Source organism: Janthinobacterium lividum (genome assembly GCF_034424625.1).
Classification (GTDB): Bacteria; Pseudomonadota; Gammaproteobacteria; order Burkholderiales; family Burkholderiaceae_D; genus Janthinobacterium; species Janthinobacterium lividum.
Map to the genome: position 1 here is coordinate 4,089,467 of NZ_CP139976.1, position 20,661 is coordinate 4,110,127.

Genomic DNA, 20,661 nt, shown 5'->3' on the forward strand with positions numbered 1-20,661 from the left:
CATGAATCAACACCCTATTCCTGTGCTGGCCTCCTGGGTCGCCCTCGCCTGCAGCACCATGCTGTCAGGCTGCGCCACGCATCAAACGCCGTTGTCGCCTGTCCACATCAATGCCGCGCCCCTCCCGGCCGGCGTCATTCCCGAACCTGTGCAGCAAAGCAGCGCACTGGCCGCGCCCCTGCCGGCACCCAAAATGGAAACCTACAGCGTCACCGTGCACAAGGTGCCCGTGCAATCGCTGCTGTTTGCCCTGGCGCGCGACGCGGGCATGAATATCGATATCCACCCGCAGATCGAAGGCAGCGTCACCCTGAATGCGCTGAATCAGACCCTGCCGCAACTGCTGGCGCGCATCGGCAAGCAAGTCGACATGCGCTACGAAATCGATGGCAAGAACCTGACGGTGTTGCCCGACGCGCCCGTATGGCGCAATTACAAGGTCGATTACGTCAACATGGCGCGCAGCACCAACAGCAGCGTGAATATCGCCACGCAAATTTCCACGGCAGGCGGCGGGTCGAACAATGCCAGCAACCCCGTTGGCAACACGCAGGGCAGTGGCAGCAGCGGCAATAACAATTCGACCACCCTGGTCGTGAATCGTTCAGAAAATAATTTCTGGTACAGCCTGGAAAAGAATATCCGCGACCTGCTGCGCGAAACCACGCTCAACGACGTGCAGGTGGACCCGCTGGCCCAGCTGAACCAGCAATTGACGACCATGCCCGGCCAGCAGGGGCAGCAAGGACAGCAGCAGAACCAGGCCGGCAACGTCCCTGCCGCCGGTGCGACTGGCCAGTACGGCGCCCAGCCGCCGATGCAGTATGGCAACCAGAATGGCAATCCGAATGGAGGTCAATCTGCGCCGGGCCAGCAGGGGGCCAGCCAGAACGCCACGCCTGGCCAGCCGCTGGACGCGAACGGCATGCCGCTGTTAAAACTGGCCAACAAGGGCAGCCCCTCGTCCGTCGTCGTGAATGTGGAAGGCGGCTTGATCGCCGTGCGGGCCACGGGGCGCCAGCATGAAAAGATCGCGGAATTCCTCGACGCCGTGTTACACAGCGCCAAGCGGCAAGTGCTGATCGAGGCAACCATCATTGAAGTGCGCCTGAGCAATGAATACCAGCAAGGCATCAACTGGGCGCGCCTGACGGGCAGCCTGCAGCTGCGCCAGGGACAAGTGGGCACGGCGGCCCTGTCCAGCGGCGTCACGCCGAACGCCACGCCCGGCATCTTCCTGCTCAATTATCTGAAAGACAGTTTTTCCACCACCATCCAGCTGCTCGAATCGTTCGGCAAGGTGAAAGTGCTGTCCAGTCCGAAGATCAGCGTGCTGAACAATCAAACGGCCATGCTGAAAGTGGTCGACAACAATGTCTTCTTTACCATCAAGGTGACGCCTGCCGTGATCAGCTCGACAGGCACCATCACCACGCCGGCCACCTATGAGTCGAAACTGGAAACGGTGCCCGTCGGCTTCGTCATGAGCGTCACGCCGCAGATTTCCGACAGCGATGAAGTCACCCTGAACGTGCGTCCCACCATCACGCGCATCGTGGGCTATGTGCAAGACCCGAATCCGGCCCTCGCCAGCGTGATCAGCCGCGTGCCCGTGATCCAGGCGCGCGAGCTGGAATCGATCATGAAAGTGGGCAATGGCCAGATCGCCGTGATGGGCGGCCTGATGCAGGATTCCGTCGACAACGCCAAGGATGGCGTGCCTGGCCTGTCCAGCCTGCCAATCGTGGGCAATCTGTTTACCTACCGCAATGAGGCAAGCAGCAAGACGGAGCTGGTGATCTTCATGCGCCCCGTCGTGGTCAAGGATGCCAGCGTCGAGGGCGATTACCGCGACTACCGCTACTTGCTGCCCGGCCAGGCGCCGCTCAACAGCCAGCCATACACGGATGGCCCGCCGGCGCCGGCCGTCCGGCCGCAGGCGCGCCTGCAGGGAGACTTCCCATGAGTTTGCTGATGCAGGCGCTCAAGAAGGCCGAGCGCGCCAAACAGAACAGCCTTTCCGACGAGGAACTGGAAAAGCCGTCCGAAGCCTACGACCAGGTACTGGAACTGGCGCCGGCCGACGCCCTGCCGCCCCGTCCCGCGCCAGCGCCAGCGACCGTGCAGCCGCCAAGCACCTTGCGCCTGGAACCGCTGGCGGACGCGCCCGCGCCGCAGCCGGCGCAGAATGCGGCCCAGCCAGATCCACAGCCAGCTGCGCAGCAAGGCGCGCAGCCTGGCCCGCCTCCCGAGCCGCCACGCGCGCGCCCGGAACCGCCCGCGCGGCCACGCGCCAGCCGCAGCAATCCGCCGCCGAAAGGCCCCACGGGCCCCATCAGCGTCGATCCGGCCACCGTGCGCCTGGCCGTGCTGCTGGCGATATTGCTGGTGGTGGCAGGTTCCATGGGATATTGGTACTGGCGCGCCAGCACCAGCCCCGGCGCGGGCGCCAACCTGCCCGGCGTGCCCATGCCGCTGACGGACGCTCCGGGCACAACCGGCGTTGCCGGTCCGGTGCTGGTGCTGCCGGCAACGGGTGCCGCGCCGCCCGACGCCATGACGCCCGCCGCACTGCCGCCCGACTATCCGCGCGACACGCGCCAGCAAACAGGTGCTGCGGAGCAGCAGGCGATGATACAGGCGGCGGCCCAGGCCGCCGTGGCGGCGCAGCTGGCGCAGATGGCGCCGCCCGCACCGCCCAGCCTGCCGCCCGTGGCGGCGCCCGACAATAGCCAGATCCAGGTGCAGCGCAGTGTCGCCGCGCCGCAAATCAACCCCGGCGTGCAGCAAGCCTACCAAGCCTTCAACGGGGGCCAGCTGGGTTCTGCTCGTCAGCAATATGAAACCGTGTTACAGCAGGATGCCACCAACCGCGACGCGCTGCTGGGCCTGGCTGCCGTGGCCTTGCGCGAGCACCAGGGCGCGCAGGCGGCGGCGCTGTACGTGCGTTTGCTGGAAATCAACCCCGACGATGGCGAGGCGCTGGCCGGCCTGATCGGGCTGCGCCAGGGCGACGTGGCGCTCAGCGAGGCAAAATTGAAAGCCATCCTGGCGCGCAGCCCCGACAGCGCGCCCGTGCTGTTTGCACTGGGCAATGTGTATGCCAAGCAGCGCCGCTGGAACGAAGCGCAACAGCAATTTTTCCGCGCCTACGGCGCCGCGCCCGGCAATCCCGACTATGCGTTCAACCTGGCCGTGGGCCTGGACCGGTTGAACCAGCCCCGGCTGGCCGCCACGTATTACCAGCGCGCCCTGACCCTGGCGCAAACGACGCCCGCCGCCTTCGACCAGGCCGTCGTGCAAACGCGTTTGCGCGAACTGGCGTCCCCTGCGGCAGTGGCCGAGCCGGCCATCATCACACCCCGTCAGGAATAAGCACCACATGGCAGAACAGGCAAAACTTCCCCTCGGCAAGCTGCTGATCCAGAAAGGCGTGATCAGCGAAGACCAGCTGCGCATCGCCCTGATCGAGCAGCGGCGCAGCAGCGAACCGCTGGGCAAGCTGCTGATCACCCTGGGTTTTGTGACGGAAGCCACCGTGCGCGAGGCCCTCAGCGAAAACCTGAAACAGGTCAGCGCGGATCTGTCCAGCCTGGTGGTCGACGCCATCGCCCTGAAACTGATCCCGAAGGATGTGGCCAAGCGCTACCGCGTGTTTCCCATCGTGTATGAACGGCAGGCGGACAACCTGATCCTGGCCATGGCCGACACGAGCAACATCGTGGCGCTCGACCAGATCAGCGCCATGCTGGTCAAGGGCATCACGATTTCCACCGTGCTCGTCAACGAATCGGACATTTCGCGCGCCATCGACCAGTACTATGGTTTCGAGCTGTCGATCGACGGCATCCTGCACGAAATCGAAACGGGCGAAGTCAGCTATCAAAGCATGGCCTCGCCATCGGACGAGTACAGCCAGCCCATGGTGCGCCTGATCGATGCGCTGCTGGCCGATGCCGTGCAGAACGGCGCCTCGGACATCCATTTCGAGCCGGAACAGTCGTTCCTGCGCATCCGCTACCGCATCGACGGCATCCTGCGGCAAATCCGCAGCCTGCACAAATCGTACTGGCCGGCCATGGCCGTGCGCCTGAAGGTGATGTCGAACATGAATATCGCCGAGGCGCGCGCGCCGCAGGATGGCCGCATCAGCATCAAGTTTTCCGGGCGGCAAATCGACTTCCGCGCGTCGGCGCAGCCCACCACGCATGGCGAAAACGTCGTGCTGCGCGTGCTGGACCGGCAAAAAGGCATCGTCCCGCTGGACGCCCTGGGCCTTGCCGACGCGGAACTGAACTTGTTGAAACTCATGATTGCGCGCCCCGACGGCGTGATCCTCGTGACGGGCCCGACGGGCAGCGGCAAGACCACCACCCTGTATTCGATACTCAACCATATCAATACGGAAAGCGTCAACATCATGACCCTGGAGGACCCGGTCGAGTATCCGATGAACATGATACGCCAGACCTCCGTCAACGAATCCGTCAAGCTGGGCTTTGCCGACGGCATCCGCTCGATGATGCGGCAAGACCCGGACATCATCCTGGTGGGCGAGATCCGCGACCGCGAAACGGCGGAAATGGCCTTTGCGGCCGCCATGACGGGCCACCAGGTGTATTCCACCCTTCATACGAGCTCGGCCATCGGTTCCGTCGCGCGCCTGCTCGACATCGGCATCCTGCCCGACATCATGGCCGGCAACATCATCGGCATCGTGGCGCAGCGCCTGGTGCGGCGTTTGTGTCCGCATTGCAAGGAAACCGTCATTGCCGACGACGTCGAGCGCCGCCTGCTGGGCCTGGCCACGGATGAGGCGCCCGTCTCCATCTGCCGCGCCGTGGGCTGCGAGCGCTGCGCGCATCAGGGCTACAAGGGCCGCCTGGCGATCATGGAAATCCTCAAGATGACGGCCGAACTCGATGAGATGACGGCGCGCCGCGCCAGCAGCCGCGAACTGAAGAACGCGGCGCGCGCGGCCGGCTTCAAGGGCATCGTCGACGACGGCATGCGCCGCGTGCTCGAAGGCGTCACCACACTGGAAGAAGTGGGCCGCGTGGTCGACCTGACGGAAAGGCTGGCCTGATGGCGCAATATGTCTACCGCGCCATGGATGCCAGCGGCGCATTGATTCCCGGCAGCATGGAGGCGGCCAACGTGCCGGACCTGGAAGCGCGCCTGCACCGCATGCAGCTCGACTTGATCGACTGCAAGATCACGGGCCAGTACCTGGTGTTGCTGGGCAAGCGGATCATCCACCGCCGCGACCTGATCAATTTCTGCTTCCACATGGAGCAATTGACGGGCGCGGGCGTGCCCATCCTGGAAGGCTTGAACGACTTGCGCGAAAGCACGGACCACCCGCGCCTGCGCGAAGTCGTCACGGATCTGATCGAAAGCATCGAGGGCGGCTTGCCCCTGTCGGGCGCACTGGCCCAGCATGGCGACATCTTCGACGCCACATTCACCAGCCTGATCCTGGCGGGCGAACAGAGCGGCAGGATCGCCGACGTGTTCAAGAACCTGTCGGAAAGTTTGAAATGGCAGGACGAGCTGGCCTCGCAGACGCGCAAGATCGTCATGTACCCCGTCATCGTGGCCATCGTCGTGGCGGCCGTGACGTTTTTCCTGATGATCTATCTGGTGCCCCAGCTGACGGCATTCATCCGCAACATGGGCGGCGAGCTGCCGCTGCATACGCGCGTGCTGATCTTTGTCTCGAATGTGTTCATCGATTACTGGTATCTGCTGCTGGCCTTGCCCGTGCTGCTGTTTTTCGGCCTGCGCGCGCTCATCCGCCGCAGCGAGGCGGCCCGTTATGCGTGGGATGGCTTGAAGCTACGGCTGTGGCTGGTCGGCCCCGTGCTGCACAAGATCATCCTGGCCCGCTTCGCCACATTTTTTGCCCTGATGTATGCCTCCGGCATCACGATACTCGAATGCATCCGCCTGTCCGAAGGCATCGCCGGCAACCAGGTGGTGGCGGCCGGCCTGCGCCGCGCCGCACAGCTGATCGGCGAGGGTTACGGCGTGACCGCCGCCTTCCAGCATACGGGCATCTTCCCGCCGCTGGTGATCCGCATGCTGAAGGTGGGCGAGGCAACGGGTTCGCTGGACACGGCCTTGCGCAATGTCAGCTACTTTTACAACCGCGAGGTGAAGGAATTGATTGAAAAAGTGCAAGCCATGATCGAGCCTGCCATGACGGTCATCCTGGGCTTGCTGCTGGGCTGGATCATGCTGTCGGTACTGGGGCCGATCTACGACACCATCAGCACGATCAAAACTTGAGATTCGAGACCTGAGGCCGCCGTGTTCCGCAAACAATTACTTTACATCACCAGCGACACCCTGTACGCCTACGACTGGAACCACGGCGTGCTGGGCCCGGGCCAGGCCTTCCCCGCCAGCGCGGCCGGGCTGGACGGTTTCGCCGCGTGGCTGGAAGATCCGCAGGCACAGCGGCAGGACGTGCCCGCCTACCTGCTGACGGACTTGATCGAGGAAGATTTCCAGCGCCATCTGCTGCCCCACGTGCGTGGCAAGGCCGGCCGTGCCCTGCTCGAGCGGCGCAAGCAGCAATTGCACCGCGACACGCCCTACCGGGGCAGCACCCTGCTGGGCCGCGAAAGCACGGGCCGCCACGATGACCAGGTACTGTTTTTCGCCCTGACCAATCCAAGCTTGCTGCAGCCGTGGACGGAGGCGCTCGAGCACTTGCGCGTGCCCGTGGCCGGCATCTATTCGACCAGCCTGCTCAGTATCGCGCTGGTAAAAAAGCTGTCGATCGCGCACGAACACCTGCTGCTGGTGACGCAGCAGTCGGGCGGCTTGCGGCAAAGTTATTATGAAAAAGGCCAGCTGCGCTTTTCGCGCCAGACGGCCACCATCGCGCTCGACGGCGTGGCCGTGAATATCGCGCTGGAAACGGAAAAAACGCGGCAATTTCTCACCAGCACACGCATGCTGGCGCGCGGCGACGTCTTGAATACCGTCATCCTGGCGCCGGCCGCGCAAATCGCCAAGCTCGAATTATTGTGCGACAACGGCGTGGAAGTGGCTTACCACTTCATCGACCTGCAACTGGCCGCCGGGCGGGTCGGCTTGCGCCAGACGCCGACGCTGGCCGACGAATTGCTGCTGACCTTGCTGGGCAAGCATCCGCCATCCAGCCACTATCCGCCCGGCGCGCTGGCCCGCTACTACCACTTCCAGCGCTCGCGCAAGACGCTGTATGGCGCCAGCGCGCTGATCGGTGCGTCAGCTGCCCTGTGGTGCGTGATCAATCTGCTTGGCGGCATAGCCGACGGGGCCGGCACGCAGCGCCTGGCGCAGGAAACGGCGTCCTACCAGGAACGCTACCGCAGCGTCATGTCGACGCAGCCGCCGGCGCCGGCCAAGACACAGAACATGAAAGTGGCCGTGACCCTGGGCCAGATGATCGCCAGCCAGGCGCCGGAACCGGGCCGCCTGCTGGGCATGCTGAGCGCCGCGCTGGACCAGGCGCCGCAGGTTGCGCTCGGCCAGCTGCACTGGCATGCGGGCGGGGCGCCCGCGCGCGCGGCCGGCGGCCAGCCACCACAGCAGCAGGCTGCGAGTTCGCCGCCCGGCAGCGCCATGGCCGGCATTCCGGTCGCGCCGCCGCAGGCGCTGCGCCTGGAAGCGGACGTGGCCATGCCGAACAATGACTACCGCGCCGCGCTGGCCGCCATCACGGCCTTCGCGCAAACCCTGGCGCGCCAGCCGCGCATGCAGGTGACGATCGAGGAAACGCCGCTCGACCTGCGTCCCAGCGCGGCCCTGTCCGGCAAGAGCGCCGCGCCGGCGACGGACAGCCAGGCGCGGTTTACCCTCTTGCTGGAGTGGCAGCCATGAGCGGCCCCGTCAAGCAGCCGCCCCTGCCCGGCATGCAGCGCGCTGCCACGCCCACGCGCACCCTGCCCGCGTGGCTGGGCGAACTGCGCCTGGTGCGCCGCGCCCTGCTGTGCTTTGCCCTGACCTTGCTGGCCAGCGTAGTGCTGCTCAGCCTGAGCGCCGCCTACCGCACGCGCGAAGCGCAACGGCTGTACCTGGCCCAGCACACACGCGCGGCGGCGGCGACCCTGTTCAACCACGTGGAAGCGGAAAAACAGGAAATCCGTGCCTACGAACCGCAATTCCTGGCCCTGCGCCAGCGCGGCCTGATCGGCGAAGAAAACCGCCTGGCCTGGATCGATGCCATCCGGCGCAGCCAGGAACAGCGCAAACTGCTGCCGATCAGCTATGACATCAGTCCGCAGCAAGCGCTGAAGGTGCCGCTGCCCATGGAGATGGGGCAATATCATTTGCACGGCAGCCGCATGCGCCTGCAGATGGATTTGCTGCACGAGATGGATTTGCTGAACCTGTTTGACGATTTGCGCCAGGCCGGCTATTTCGCCGTACAGGATTGCACGCTCAAGCGCCACGGAGCGGCCGGCAGCCAGGCAGCGCCCGCCCTGGGCGCCGAATGCGAGCTGCTGTGGCTGACCGTCAACAGCGTGCCCGTACAGGAGCGGCCATGAAGCGCACCCTGATCCTTGGCGCGCTGCTGGCCGGCGCCGCGCTCTCTGTCGATGCACAGGCACAGCAGCTGGGGCGCTTGTTCCTGTCGCCCGAGCAACGCACCCAGCTCGACGCGCAGCGCTACGGGCCGCCGCCAGCCGATCCCGCCCTGGCTGCGGCGCCGCCACCACCACCGCCGCCACCGCCCGCCCCGCCCGTGGAATTGAATGGCGTGGTGCAGCGCAGCAGCGGCCACTCCACCGTCTGGCTGAACCAGGAAGTGCAGAACGAACCGCACAATCGCCTTGCCCACGGCAAGCCCGGCACATTGACCCTGCGCCTGTCGAACGGCCAGGTGGTGCTGCTCAAACCCGGCCAGCGCTACGATCCGGCCAGCGGCACGGTCACCGAGGTGCAGGAGACGCCGCCATGACGCCACGCCACCCTCATTGCCACCCTCGTCGCCAGCGCGGCGCCGCCCTGTTGCTGCTGGTGGCCGTGCTGGGCCTGGGCGCGGCCAGCCTGCTGATCAGCGCCTTCGGCCGCGGCACGGGCGAGGCCGAACGCCAGCAGCGCACCCTGGCCACCCTGGCACAAGCGCGCGAAGCCTTGTTGGGTTTTGCCGCTACGCAAGGCCGGCTGCCACGTCCTGCCGCCTCCGCCCTCGACGGGCGCGAACGGGCAGCCGACTGTGCCGACGATGCCGCATGCAGCGGCTTTTTGCCGTGGGTCGCGCTGGGCGTGAACGGTGTTGATGCCTGGGGCAAGCTGCTGCGCTACAGCGTCACGCCGGAAATGGCGCGCGCGCCCATCGTCTCGTTTTCCGCTGTCGCCAACAGGGTCGTGCTCGAACGCGACGCGCGCGGCGAATTCGCCTTCGTGGCGGGCCAGGCACAATGCAACGTCAGCGCCCAATGCCTGCCCGTCGTGCTGTTCTCGCAAGGCAAGGAGCATCACGGCACGTCCGCCAGCGGCGTGACGCAGATCAATACGGCGCGCGGCAATATCGACGAAGCGGCCAACGACAGCGACAGCCGCAGTTTCATTGCCCGCCCCGCCACCGGCAATGCCGCGCTGCCCGGCGGCGCCTTCGACGACATGCTGACCTGGATTACCTTGCCCGCCCTGTACCAACGCATGCGCGCCGCGCGCAACCTGCCATGAGCGTCCTCCATGCGCGCCGCCAAAGCGGCTTTTCCCTGATCGAGATCGCCATCGTGCTCGTCATCGTCGGCCTGATGATAGGCGGCCTGGTCACGCCATTGACGGTGCAGCTGGAGCAGCGCAAGGTGGCCGAGACGCAACTGGCACTGAATGAGGCGAAGGAAGCGCTGACGGGCTACGCGCTGCGCTACGGCCACCTGCCGTGCCCCGCCGCCTCCGCCATGAGTGGCCTGGAAGACCGGCGCGGCACGCGCTGCACGGGCGAAAAACGCGCCGGGTTCCTGCCATGGGCCACCCTGGGGCTGCGCCAGGGCGACAGCTGGAACCATCTGTTCCGCTACAGCGTGACGCCGGCCTTCAGCGACAGCGGCCAGCTTTTCAACCTGACCACACCGCGCGACATCAGCATCATCACGCGCAATGGCGGCGCCCTGCTGCAGGCGACGGCCTTGAACGACATCCCCGCCATGATCATGTCGCATGGCAAGAACGGTTTTGGCGCCACGGGCGTGCAGGGTCAGCGCCAGGCTGTGCCTTTCGGCAACAATGTCGACGAGCGCAACAATGCATCGAACGCCACCACCTTCATCAGCCGCGCCGCCAGCGGCCCGCAGCAGCCGGGCGGCGAGTTCGACGATCTCGTCGCCTGGGTGTCGCCGAACATCCTGTTCAACCGCATGGTGGCAGCGCAAAGGCTGCCCCGCTGATGCCGATGCTCTTGCCCGCCCTCACCATCGCCCGCTACACGCTGCTCGAAGCGCTGCGCAGCCGCCTGCCGTGGCTGTTCCTGCTGGCCGCCTGCGGCGCCGCCGCCCTGGCCGGCTTCCTGCAGCAACTGGCGCTGACGGAAAGCGGCGCCGTGCAGGCGGCCCTGCTGGCGGCCACCCTGCGCCTGGCCAGCATTTTCCTGCTGGCCACTTTCATTATTACCAGCATGGCGCGCGAAGCGGCCGACCGGGGCCTGGAATTGCTGCTCGCGCTACCCATGCCGCGCGCCGCCTACCTGCTGGGCAAGCTGCTGGGCTACGGAGCGCTGGCGGCCATGCCCGCCATACTCTTCGGCCTGTTGATGGCGCTGTTCGCTGCGCCCGCGCAATGCGCGCTGTGGGCGCTGTCGCTGCTGGGCGAACTGTGGATCGTCGCCGCCTTCAGCCTGCTGTGCGCGGCCAGCCTGCAGCAGGCCCTGCCTGCGCTGGCCGCCACCGGCGGCTTTTATCTGCTGGCGCGCATGCTGGGCAGCCTGCAACTGCTGGCCCACGGCCCGCAAGCGGGCGACTCCTGGCCGCAGCGCGCCATGACCGGCGCCATCGATGTGCTGGCCCTGTTGCTGCCCCGCCTCGACGCCTTTACACGCACGGAGTGGCTGCTGTACGCGACGGGCGACTGGCAAGCCCTGGCCAATGTAGCGGCGCAAACCTGCATTTATGTGGCCTTGCTGGCCAGCTGCGCGCTGTGCGACTTTTACCGCAGGAACATCTGATGGCGGCGACCACCCAGCGTCCCTGGTCCAAGGTGCCGCGCCCCCTGTGCTGGCTGCTGGCGGCATGCCTGCTGCTGCAGCTGGGCTGGCGCCTGGCGCAGCAGCATGCTCCCGCCCAGGCGCGTCCGCTGCCCGCCGCGCCGCCGGCTGGCGTGGCGCGCCTGGCCAGCCTCGGCGAACCGCTGGCCATGGCTAAGGCCATGTTGCTATACCTGCAGTCGTTCGAAGACCAGGCCGGCGTCAGCCTGCCGTGGCGCGAACTCGACTATGACCGCCTGGCCGGCTGGCTGGAGACGGCGCAAACGCTCGATCCGCGCAGCCGGTATGCGCTGGTGGCCGCCAGCGAAGTGTATGCCGGCGTAGCCGACCCGCAACGCGCGCGGCGCATGCTCAATTTTGTCGCCGCCAGCTTTGCGGCCGACCCGCAGCGCCGCTGGCCCGCCATGGCGCAGGCGGTGCTGGTGGCAAAACACCAGTTACACGATTTGCCGCTGGCGCTCGGCTATGCGCGCGCGCTGCGCCAGCAGGCGACAGGACCGCATGTGCCGGCGTGGGTACGCGAAATGGAAGCGTTCATCCTGGAAGACATGGACCAGCTCGACAGCGCCCGCCTGGTGATCGGCGGCCTGATCGCCAGCGGCCAGATCAGCGACCCGCACGAACTGGCGTTCCTCGCGCGCCGGCTCGACGAGCTTGCCAAGAAGAAAGCAAGGGCGGCGCCATGAGCCGCTGTCCGAAAGGCCATGCGCATCCGGCATCAATTGCAGTAAACTGCCATCTCAAGCTGTCGTACTTTTTTTTCAAGGAAACCCCATGCACCCACGCCGCCAGCACGGCTTTACGCTCGTAGAAATCGCCATCGTCCTGGTCATCATCGGCTTGCTGCTCGGTGGCGTGCTCAAGGGGCAAGGCTTGATCGACAGCGCCAAGGTGAAAAACATCATCCAGCAATCGAATGCGCTGACGGCCGCCGTCAACGCCTACCAGGACAAGTTCCGCGCCCTGCCCGGCGACGATATCCAGGGCACCGTGCACGTGCCCAATTCGGCCGGCAATGGCAATGGCGACGGCCAGATCGGCGATGGCCAGCCGCGCGAATTTACCCTCGCGCCGCAGCACCTGGCGCTGGGCGGCTTCATTATCGGCTCGTTCAACGGCACTTCGCAATTCATGACCAGCGCCCAGGGCGGCGCCGTCTACCTGTACAACGATGAAGTGGGCGGCCGCGCCGGCAACGGCATCCGCTTCGACAACCTGCCGGAGAGCTACGCGGAGCAGATCGACAGCAAACTCGACGATGGTGTGGCCAGCACGGGCAGCGTCCGGGCGAACATGCCCTACGGCAATGCCGGTGCTATCATTCCCCGCACCGCCGTCTTTTTCTGAGCCTCCAGTCACTATCAAAGGAATACCATGCCACTGCACCGCAAACTCATCGTTTCCCTGGCCGCCGCCTGCGCCTTGCTGGCCGGTAGCGCGCAAGCCCAATACGTGGGACCGACGACCGGCCCGGCCGCGCCCGGCAATGTGGCGGCCATCCTGAAAAATCCCGTCGACGACCAGGCCGTCGTGCTGCGCGGCCATTTGCTGCGCAAAGTGGGCAACGAGAAATACACCTTCTCCGATGGTACGGCGGAAATCCGCGTGGACATCGACGACAAGGTCTTCATGAACCGCAAGATCGATGCCAAGACCCGGGTGGAAATCCGCGGTGAAGTGGAAAAAGACTTCATGGAAAGCCCGGAAATCGATGTCGACGTGCTGACCCTGGTCCAGTAAGCCACCTTGCCATCCCGCCGCCACGGCGGGATGGGCATTACCCCTCTTCTGTATGCCTTGCGCAACCTTTTTTCCATGCCGGAAACTAGGCTTGTCAGAACAATCAATTTCGTCTAGCATCTTTTCATTCAACGTCAGCCAGCGCCAGCGTGAGCCTGCCTGTCGATTCATCCATTCTGGGAGCTTTCCGGGTGCAAGATTTGCCTTCGATACGCTCAAGAATTTCATGGCTGGTGCTCGCCTGGGTCATTCCGACGGCGCTGGTATTTCTGCTGCTCGTGGCGCAAAGCTACACGCGTGAACGCGACCATGTCGTCAGCGAAACGGCGCAGGCGGCGCGGGCTGTCGCGGCAGCCGTCGAACGCGACCTGAACGGCGCCCAGATGGCCGCGCGCATCCTGGCCGATTCGCCCGCCCTGCAAGCCGGCGACATCGGCGCCCTGCGGGCCATGGCCGCCAGCCTGCTGCAGCCGGGCATGGCCGTCAGCGGCTTCATCGTCTCCGACGCCAAGGGCCGCCAGCTGATCAATACAGCCCTGCCCGCCAGCCAGGCGCCGTCGCCCTTGCCGCAAAAATGGGCCGCCAGCATGGAGCGCACGCGCGACTACGGCAAGCCGCGGCTGACCAGCCTGGCCAAGACGCCGGACAGCATGCCGCAGCTGGCCCTGAATCTGCCGCTGCCACGCAAGCAGGGAAGCGCCTACGTGCTGACAGCCCTGTACCCGCCCGACTACCTGTCCGTGCTGCTGCGCGAGCTGCACCTGCCAGCCTACCTGGGCGCGGCCATCATCAATGCCGATGGCATCAACGTGGCGCGCACCCTGGCGCCGCAGCGCTATGTGGGCCAGCGCACTGCGGCGCCCCTGCTGGAACAGATAAGCCAGGCGCGCGAAGGCGTGCTGCGCCATGCCACCCTGGAAGGCATCGATGTGTATACGGGCTTTCGCCGCGCCCCGGACGCCGCCTGGACGGTGGCCGTCACCATGCGCACCAGCACGGTGGCAGAAGCGCTGCTGCGCTCGGTAGTCACGGGATCCGTCATCCTGGCGCTGCTGCTGGCCGCCGGCTTTGCCCTGGCCTGGCGCGTGGGCGGCCGCCTGGCCCGCACCCTGCAGGAACTGACGCAGCAGATCCACGCGCTGGCGCAAGGCAAACCCTTGCTTTCGAACAAGCACACGGACCGCGAATCGGCCGACATGGCCAGCGCCCTGGGCACGCTGGAGCGCGACCTGCGGCGCCACCGCACGCAACTGGAAAGCCTGGTGGCCGAACGCACGCTGGCCCTGGAAAAATCCACGCGGCTGCTGGAAACCGTGTACGCGACGGCGCCGATCGGCATGCTGTTCGTGGACCTGGACTTGCGCATCGTCATGATCAACCACTACCTGGCCGCCATCAACGGCGCCAGCGTGGCGCAGCACCTGGGCCGCCCCGTGGGCGCCATGCTGTTCGACGACGCCGTGCGCGCGGAGGTGGAACGTTGCGTGCGCCAGGTGCTGGAGACGGGACAGCCCATTGTCGACATCGAATTGAAAGGCCATAGCGGCCAGCAGCGCGAGCAGCTGAGTCACTGGATCGTCTCGTATCACCCGATTTTCGGCCCGGAACAGCAGTTGCTGGGCGTATCGGGCCTGTGGCTGGACATTACCGAGCGCAAGCGCAGCGAAGCGGAATTTCGCCGTTCAAAACACCTGTTTGGCACCATCATCGAAAACATCCCGGCCATGGTCTTCGTCAAGCGCGCCGACAAGCTGAGCTTTGAAATGATCAACCGCCACGCGGAGCTGACGCTGGGACGCTCGCGCGAGCAATTGCTGGGCAAGACGGACCACGATTTCTTCCCGCCGCAGCAGGCGTCCGCCTTCGTCAGCGCCGACCGCAAGCTGCTGGCCACGGGGCAGATGGTGGAAATCGAACAGGAAGCGATCAATACGGCCGATGGCACGACGCGCCACTTCACCACGCGCAAGGTAGTCTTGCGCGACGATGCCGGGCGCGCCAGCCATGTGCTGGGGGTGTCGATCGATATCACGGAACGCAAGCGCGCCACCGAGGTGCTGCACGCCGCCACCTGGCGCCTGGAACAGAATGAGCGCTTCATCCGCACCGTCACCGACAACCTGCCCGGCATGGTGTCGTACTGGGGCGCCGATTTGCGTTGCCTATTTGCAAATAAATTCTACAACGAATGGTTTGGCCGCAGCAGCGCCGAGCTGGCCGGCATCCACATGAGCGAATTGCTGGGGCAGGAACTGTTCGACGTGTATGCGCCCCACGTCGAGGGCGTGCTGGCGGGCCGGCCGCAAAGCTTCGAGCGCGACCTGCTCGATCCCGGCGGCCAGGTGTGCCACACGTGGACCAATTACATCCCCGATTTCGACGACAGCGGCCGCGTGCGGGGCTTCTTCGTGCTGGCCTCGGACGTCTCCGAACTCAAGCGCACGGAATTGCGCCTGCACGAACTCAATGAACAGATGGTGCGCGCGCGCGACAAGGCCGAGGCGGCCAGCATCGCGAAGAGCGAATTCGTCGCCAACATGAGCCATGAAATCCGCACGCCGATGAACGCCATCATCGGCCTGGCGCGGCTGCTGGAAGAGTCGCCGCTGGAACGGCGCGAGCGCAGCTATGTCGGCAAGATCCAGATGGCCACGCAATCACTGCTCAATATCGTCAACGACGTGCTCGATTTTTCCAAGATCGAGGCGGGGCAGATGGTGCTGGAACAGCGCCGTTTCCAGCTCGAACGCATGCTCGACAGCGTAGGCGTGTTGCTGGCCAGCAGCGCCTGGGCGCGCGGCGTGGAACCCGTCTTCGTGCTCGCCCCCGGCGTGCCGGACGAACTGATCGGCGACGCCCTGCGCGTGGAACAGATACTCATCAACCTGGTGGGCAATGCCGTCAAGTTCACCTCGCATGGCGAAGTGGTGCTGGCCATCGGCAAGGTGGCCGAGGATGCTGCCAGCGCCACCCTCGAGTTTTCCGTGCGCGACACGGGCATCGGCATCGGCGCGGCCGAACAGGAACGCATCTTCGACGCGTTTTCCCAGGGCGACAGCGGCACCAGCCGCAAATACGGCGGCACGGGACTGGGGCTGGCCATCTGCCGGCGCATGGTGGAATTGATGGGAGGCACCCTCAGCGTGACAAGCGCGCTGGGCAAGGGCTCCGACTTCCGCTTCAGCTGCCGCTTCGACAAGGTGGCGCCGCCGCCCGAGCCGCCCGGCAAGGGCGTGCCCAAGGCCCTGTCGCTGCTGATCATCGACGACAACGCCAGCGTGCGCGCCATGCTGGAAGACTGGTGCGCGGCGCAGGGCTGGCACAGCCGCAGCGCCGACAGCGGCGCGGCCGGCCTGGCGCTGCTGCGCGCCCATGCCAGCGGCGGGCCGGCGCACGATCTTGTGTTGCTCGACGCGGCCATGCCCGGCATGGATGGCATTTCCATGCTCACCGAGGCGCGCGCCGATGCGCTCCTGGCGCTGCCGCCCGTGATCATGCTGGTGGCCGACCAGGATAGCGAAAACCTCGAACGCCTGGCCGACAGCCTGATGCTGGCCGGCATCGTCTCGAAGCCGGCCACCCCGGCTCGCCTGCTGGCGGCCGTGACGGCCGTGCGCGAAGGCCGCAGCTCCCCTTCCGCGCTGCCCGTGTCCACGCCCTTGTCGGGTTTGCTCACAGGCATGCGCGTGCTGCTGGTGGAAGACAATGAAATCAACCAGGAAGTGGCGCAGTACATTTTGCTGCACTCGGGCGCGCGCGTGGCCGTGGCCGCCAACGGCCGGCTGGCCGTCGACTTGCTCACCAGCACGCCGGACGCCTGGGACGTGGTGCTGATGGATTTGCAGATGCCCGTCATGAATGGCTACGACGCCACCCTGGCCATCCGGGCCCTGGGCTTGCCGGACTTGCCCATCATCGCCATGACGGCCAATGCCATGGACGAAGACCGTCTGCGCGCCATCGCCAGCGGCATGAACGCGCATGTGGCCAAGCCCATCGATGTCGACGAAATGATCCAGACCCTGACCCGGCTGGTGCGCGCGCCCCTCGCCAGCGGCGACGGCGCTGCCCAGGCAGGCAATGCCGCCACGCAGACGCTGGACCTGCCGGCCGCGGTACCCGGCATCGACCTGGCAGCGGCCCTGCACCGCTTCGGCGGCGACTACGGCGCCTTCCTGGCCCTGCTCAAGCGCTTTGAAAATTCGCAAGGCGACGCCGTCGAGGAAACCCGGCGCCTGCTGGCCGCCGGCCAGGCGCCGCAGGCGGCGCAACTGCTGCACCGCGTCTGCGGCGTGGCGGCCAACCTGGGCGCCACGCAGATCGCCAGCCTGGCCGCCGAGACGGAAAAAACGCTGAAAACGGGGCGATCGCACGCCACGGCCGCCTTGCTGGGCCGCCTGGAACAGGCGATGGCCGAAGTCATCGAAGCGGCACGCACCCTGCCCTCGCCCCTGCGGCGCAGCCAGCCGGCAGCGGCCGCGCCCGGCAGCGGGCCGCTCGACCTGCACGCCGGCCTGTCCGAGCTGCTCGTCTTGATCCACAACAACAACCTGAAAGCGCTGGCGCAATTCCACGCCCTGCACCCCGCCATACAACAGTCAGACCGGGAAGCGGCACTGGCGATGGCACATGCGATTGAAACGCTGAATTTTGCCGAGGCGGAAAAACTCGTGCTCGATCAGCTGAAACGAGAGGAAAACAAGTGAGCTGGACCAACCTTGCCATGAACGGGCGCATCCTCATCGTCGATGACGCCATGGAAAACATCCAGATCCTGCACCAGCTGCTGCGCGAGGAACACGACGTGCTGTTCGCCCTGAGCGGTGAAAAGGCGCTGGAAATTGCGCATAATCAACAGCCGGACCTGATCCTGCTCGACGCCGTCATGCCCGGCATGGACGGTTATGCCGTCTGCAGCGCGCTGCGCGAATCGGCGCTCCTGAGCGCCATTCCCGTCATCTTCGTCACGGCCCTGAACCAGCCAGAAGACGAGACGCGGGCGCTGGAAGCGGGCGCCGTCGATTTCATCACGAAACCGTTCAACGCGGCCGTCGTGCGTGCCCGCGTGCGCAGCCAGCTGACCATCAAGCGGCAGGCCGACGCCATGCGCGAACTGTCGCTGACGGACTCGCTGACAGGCGTGGCCAACCGGCGCAGCTTCAACGACACGATGGACAGCGAATGGCGGCGCTGCGCGCGCGACGGCGTGCCGATGGCCATCATCATGGCCGATATCGACCACTTCAAGGATTACAACGATACTTATGGCCACCAGGCGGGCGACCTGTGCCTGCAACAGGTAAGCGCCGCCCTGCGCCGCTGCGCCGTGCGCCCGCCCGACCTGCTGGCGCGCTACGGCGGCGAGGAATTCATCATCCTGCTGCCGCAGGAAACGCGCGACGGGGCCGAAGTGGTGGCACAGCGCATCCTCGACGAGGTGCGCGCGCTGCAAATTCCCCACGCCAGATCAGGCGTCGGCCCGCACGTCACCGTCAGCCTGGGCATGGCCAGCGTCATGCCCACGGAAGGCATGGACCCCAGCGCCCTGATCCGCGCCGCCGACGCCCTGCTGTACCGCGCCAAGCATACGGGACGGGACAGGTATTGCGCGTCGGAGGGGGAGTGATCAGGGATAGCAGCGCATCAAAAACTCCGCCACGCACACGGGTTTCGTGTCGCCTTCCCGCTCCATGGTGACGGCCCAGTTCACCTGCGCCCCTTCCGGCAAGTCGTCGACGGAGAGGATGTCGAGCCGCGCGCGCAAACGGCTGCCGACAGGCACGGGAGCGGGAAAGCGCACTTTATTCAGGCCATAGTTGATGGCCATGCGGATGCCGGCCATGTGCAAGGCGCCCTGCAACATGGCGGGCAGCAGGGATAAGGTCAGGAAGCCGTGCGCCACGGTGCAGCCGTAGGGCGACTCGCGCGCGCAGCGCTCCACATCGACGTGGATCCACTGGTGGTCGTCCGTGGCGTCGGCAAAGGTGTCGATGCGCTGCTGGGTGATGGTGAGCCAGTCGGAAACGGCCACGTGCTGCCCCGCCAGGGCCTGGAAACCGGCGATGCCGGCGATATCACGCATGATTTTCTCCTGCTGGACGGCGGCCGAACATGCCCATGCCTTCGACGGTGGTCACCACTTCGCCATGCTGGTTGCGCACGCTCCACACGGAAATGACGATGCCGCGGTCCGGCTTCGACGTGGACGGGCGCACTTCCTTGACCTGGTAGGTCAGCTGCAGGGTGTCGCCAGCACGCACGGGTTTGAGCCAGCGGATGCTGTCCAGGCCGGGCGAACCCATGCTGGACGAATGCTTGAGCAGGTTATCCACCACCAGGCGCATCATCATGCCGCAGGTGTGCCAGCCGCTAGCAATGACGCCCTTGAAGATGGTCTTTTCGGCGGCCGCATGGTCGACGTGAAACGGCTGCGGATCGAAATCCGTGGCGAAGGCGATGATTTCTTTTTCCGTCACATGGCGCTGGCCCAGGTCGATTTCCATGCCTTGCGTAAAGTCTTCGAAATACCAGTGTTTCGGTGCGATAGCAGTCGATGCGGTCATGCGGTCTCCGTCGGCAAGAAGCCCGGCTGGGCGATAAAGCGCTCGATATGGTGCTCCACGTCGCCCAGGGTCAGGGCGATCATGGAGAGGCGCTTGAAATGGTGGGCGGCGGGCAATTCGTCCGTGACGCCCATGCCGCCATGCAATTGCACGGCTTGCTGGCCGACAAAGGTGGCGGCCAGCCCTATCCGCGCCTTGGCGGCCGAGACCGTGCGTCGCCGCTCGGCCGCATCCTCGCTGTCGACCTTGGCGGCAGCCAGCATGGCCATCGAACGGGCCTGCTCCAGATGGATGAACATGTCGGCCATGCGGTGCTGCAAGGCCTGGAACTTGCCGATCGGCGCGCCGAACTGCTGGCGCGTCTTCAGGTAGTCCAGGGTGGCGGCGAAGATGGCGTCCATGGCGCCCACGGCTTCCGCGCACAGCAGGGCGGCGCCATAGTCGAGCGCCGCGTCCAGCACGGCCCAGCCCTGCCCCGCCTGGCCGATCAGGGCCGCGTGGCCCAGCACCACTTGCACGAGGGTCACGGTGGCGGCGCGCTGGCCGTCGATGGTGCGGTAGTCGCGCACGGAAACGCCCGGCGCGTCGGCGGGCACGAGGAACAGCGAAATGCCATCCGTGTCCATCTGGCTGCCACCGCTGCGCGCCGAAACGATCAGGGAATCCGCCTGCGCGCCGTGGATGACGACGGTTTTTTCGCCGTCCAGCACGAAACCGTCGCCGCTGGCGGTCGCCGTGGTGGCGATATCATGCATATCGTGGCGCGACTGCCGCTCGCCCAGCGCACAAGCCAGTTTCAGGCTGCCGCTGGCGACCTGCTCCAGCACAGCATCGTGGCCACCGGCCAGGGTCAAAAAGCGCGCGCCCAGCACGGTGGCCAGGTACGGCTCGACCACCAGGCCGCGGCCCAGTTCCTGCATCACCAGCAGCATGTCGACGGCCGTGCCGTCGAAGCCGCCCGCGCCGGCCGGCAGCGGCAAGGCCGTCATGCCCAGCTCGGCCAGGGTGGCCCAGGCGGCATCGGACGTGCCCGTGGCGGAATGGATGATCTTTTGCCGCGTTTCAAACGGGTAATCCTTGTCGACCCAGCGCTTGAGCGCGTCGGCGAATTGCTGCTGTTCCTGATTAAAATGGAAGTCCATGTCGTCTCCT

Annotated in this window: 18 protein-coding genes; 15 read left to right on the plus strand and 3 right to left on the minus strand. The window is 65.9% G+C overall.

The window, feature by feature from the left end; translation table 11 throughout:
- Position 1: 1 nt before the first annotated feature.
- From U0004_RS18530 to U0004_RS18600, 15 genes are all read left to right on the plus strand, one after another.
- Complete coding sequence (locus tag U0004_RS18530) at positions 2 to 1,966, plus strand: secretin N-terminal domain-containing protein (protein ID WP_081345649.1); 1,965 nt, start codon at positions 2 to 4, stop codon at positions 1,964 to 1,966.
- On the plus strand, positions 1,963 to 3,375 hold the full coding sequence (locus tag U0004_RS18535; protein ID WP_070256787.1) for a tetratricopeptide repeat protein: 1,413 nt from the start codon (positions 1,963 to 1,965) through the stop codon (positions 3,373 to 3,375). The genes U0004_RS18530 and U0004_RS18535 overlap by 4 nt, the downstream gene beginning before the upstream one ends.
- A 7-nt stretch (positions 3,376 to 3,382) precedes the next feature.
- Entirely contained in the window at positions 3,383 to 5,086 is a 1,704-nt protein-coding gene (locus tag U0004_RS18540) for a GspE/PulE family protein (RefSeq protein ID WP_070256785.1), read from the plus strand.
- Positions 5,086 to 6,291: a type II secretion system F family protein gene (locus tag U0004_RS18545; protein WP_070256783.1), complete on the plus strand. Its 1,206-nt coding sequence runs from the start codon at positions 5,086 to 5,088 to the stop codon at positions 6,289 to 6,291. Before U0004_RS18540 ends, U0004_RS18545 begins: the two co-directional genes overlap by 1 nt.
- Before the next feature lie 21 nt (positions 6,292 to 6,312).
- A complete protein-coding gene (locus U0004_RS18550; RefSeq protein ID WP_070256781.1) occupies positions 6,313 to 7,875 on the plus strand; it encodes a hypothetical protein in 1,563 nt (520 codons plus the stop codon).
- On the plus strand, positions 7,872 to 8,543 hold the full coding sequence (locus U0004_RS18555) for a hypothetical protein (protein ID WP_225317353.1): 672 nt from the start codon (positions 7,872 to 7,874) through the stop codon (positions 8,541 to 8,543). Before U0004_RS18550 ends, U0004_RS18555 begins: the two co-directional genes overlap by 4 nt.
- Entirely contained in the window at positions 8,540 to 8,956 is a 417-nt protein-coding gene (locus tag U0004_RS18560) for a hypothetical protein (protein ID WP_115057528.1), read from the plus strand. Before U0004_RS18555 ends, U0004_RS18560 begins: the two co-directional genes overlap by 4 nt.
- Positions 8,953 to 9,687: a hypothetical protein gene (locus tag U0004_RS18565; RefSeq protein WP_070256778.1), complete on the plus strand. Its 735-nt coding sequence runs from the start codon at positions 8,953 to 8,955 to the stop codon at positions 9,685 to 9,687. Before U0004_RS18560 ends, U0004_RS18565 begins: the two co-directional genes overlap by 4 nt.
- Positions 9,684 to 10,394: a prepilin-type N-terminal cleavage/methylation domain-containing protein gene (locus U0004_RS18570; RefSeq protein ID WP_070256776.1), complete on the plus strand. Its 711-nt coding sequence runs from the start codon at positions 9,684 to 9,686 to the stop codon at positions 10,392 to 10,394. The genes U0004_RS18565 and U0004_RS18570 overlap by 4 nt, the downstream gene beginning before the upstream one ends.
- On the plus strand, positions 10,394 to 11,167 hold the full coding sequence (locus U0004_RS18575) for an ABC transporter permease subunit (RefSeq protein ID WP_070256774.1): 774 nt from the start codon (positions 10,394 to 10,396) through the stop codon (positions 11,165 to 11,167). The genes U0004_RS18570 and U0004_RS18575 overlap by 1 nt, the downstream gene beginning before the upstream one ends.
- Positions 11,167 to 11,892: a hypothetical protein gene (locus U0004_RS18580; protein WP_070256773.1), complete on the plus strand. Its 726-nt coding sequence runs from the start codon at positions 11,167 to 11,169 to the stop codon at positions 11,890 to 11,892. The genes U0004_RS18575 and U0004_RS18580 overlap by 1 nt, the downstream gene beginning before the upstream one ends.
- A gap of 88 nt (positions 11,893 to 11,980) precedes the next feature.
- Positions 11,981 to 12,553: a prepilin-type N-terminal cleavage/methylation domain-containing protein gene (locus tag U0004_RS18585; RefSeq protein ID WP_070256771.1), complete on the plus strand. Its 573-nt coding sequence runs from the start codon at positions 11,981 to 11,983 to the stop codon at positions 12,551 to 12,553.
- 27 nt (positions 12,554 to 12,580) lie between these two features.
- A complete protein-coding gene (locus U0004_RS18590) occupies positions 12,581 to 12,946 on the plus strand; it encodes a YgiW/YdeI family stress tolerance OB fold protein (RefSeq protein WP_070256769.1) in 366 nt (121 codons plus the stop codon).
- A 233-nt stretch (positions 12,947 to 13,179) separates the two neighbouring features.
- Positions 13,180 to 17,652, plus strand: coding sequence for a PAS domain-containing protein (locus U0004_RS18595; protein ID WP_115057529.1), 4,473 nt, complete (start codon positions 13,180 to 13,182; stop codon positions 17,650 to 17,652).
- Positions 17,649 to 18,572 carry a diguanylate cyclase domain-containing protein gene (locus U0004_RS18600; protein WP_034781074.1) on the plus strand — a complete coding sequence of 308 codons (924 nt, stop codon included), beginning with the start codon at positions 17,649 to 17,651 and terminating at the stop codon, positions 18,570 to 18,572. The genes U0004_RS18595 and U0004_RS18600 overlap by 4 nt, the downstream gene beginning before the upstream one ends.
- Here the strand turns inward: U0004_RS18600 and U0004_RS18605 are convergent, their stop codons facing one another.
- The 3 genes from U0004_RS18605 to U0004_RS18615 are packed head-to-tail and all read right to left on the minus strand — an operon-like array spanning position 18,573 to position 20,651.
- On the minus strand, positions 18,573 to 19,028 hold the full coding sequence (locus U0004_RS18605) for a MaoC family dehydratase (protein ID WP_070256766.1): 456 nt from the start codon (positions 19,026 to 19,028) through the stop codon (positions 18,573 to 18,575). It abuts the gene before it with no gap.
- Positions 19,021 to 19,509, minus strand: coding sequence for a MaoC family dehydratase (locus tag U0004_RS18610; RefSeq protein WP_070256764.1), 489 nt, complete (start codon positions 19,507 to 19,509; stop codon positions 19,021 to 19,023). The genes U0004_RS18605 and U0004_RS18610 overlap by 8 nt, the downstream gene beginning before the upstream one ends.
- Positions 19,506 to 20,651: an acyl-CoA dehydrogenase family protein gene (locus tag U0004_RS18615; protein WP_070256762.1), complete on the minus strand. Its 1,146-nt coding sequence runs from the start codon at positions 20,649 to 20,651 to the stop codon at positions 19,506 to 19,508. The genes U0004_RS18610 and U0004_RS18615 overlap by 4 nt, the downstream gene beginning before the upstream one ends.
- Positions 20,652 to 20,661 lie beyond the last annotated feature (10 nt).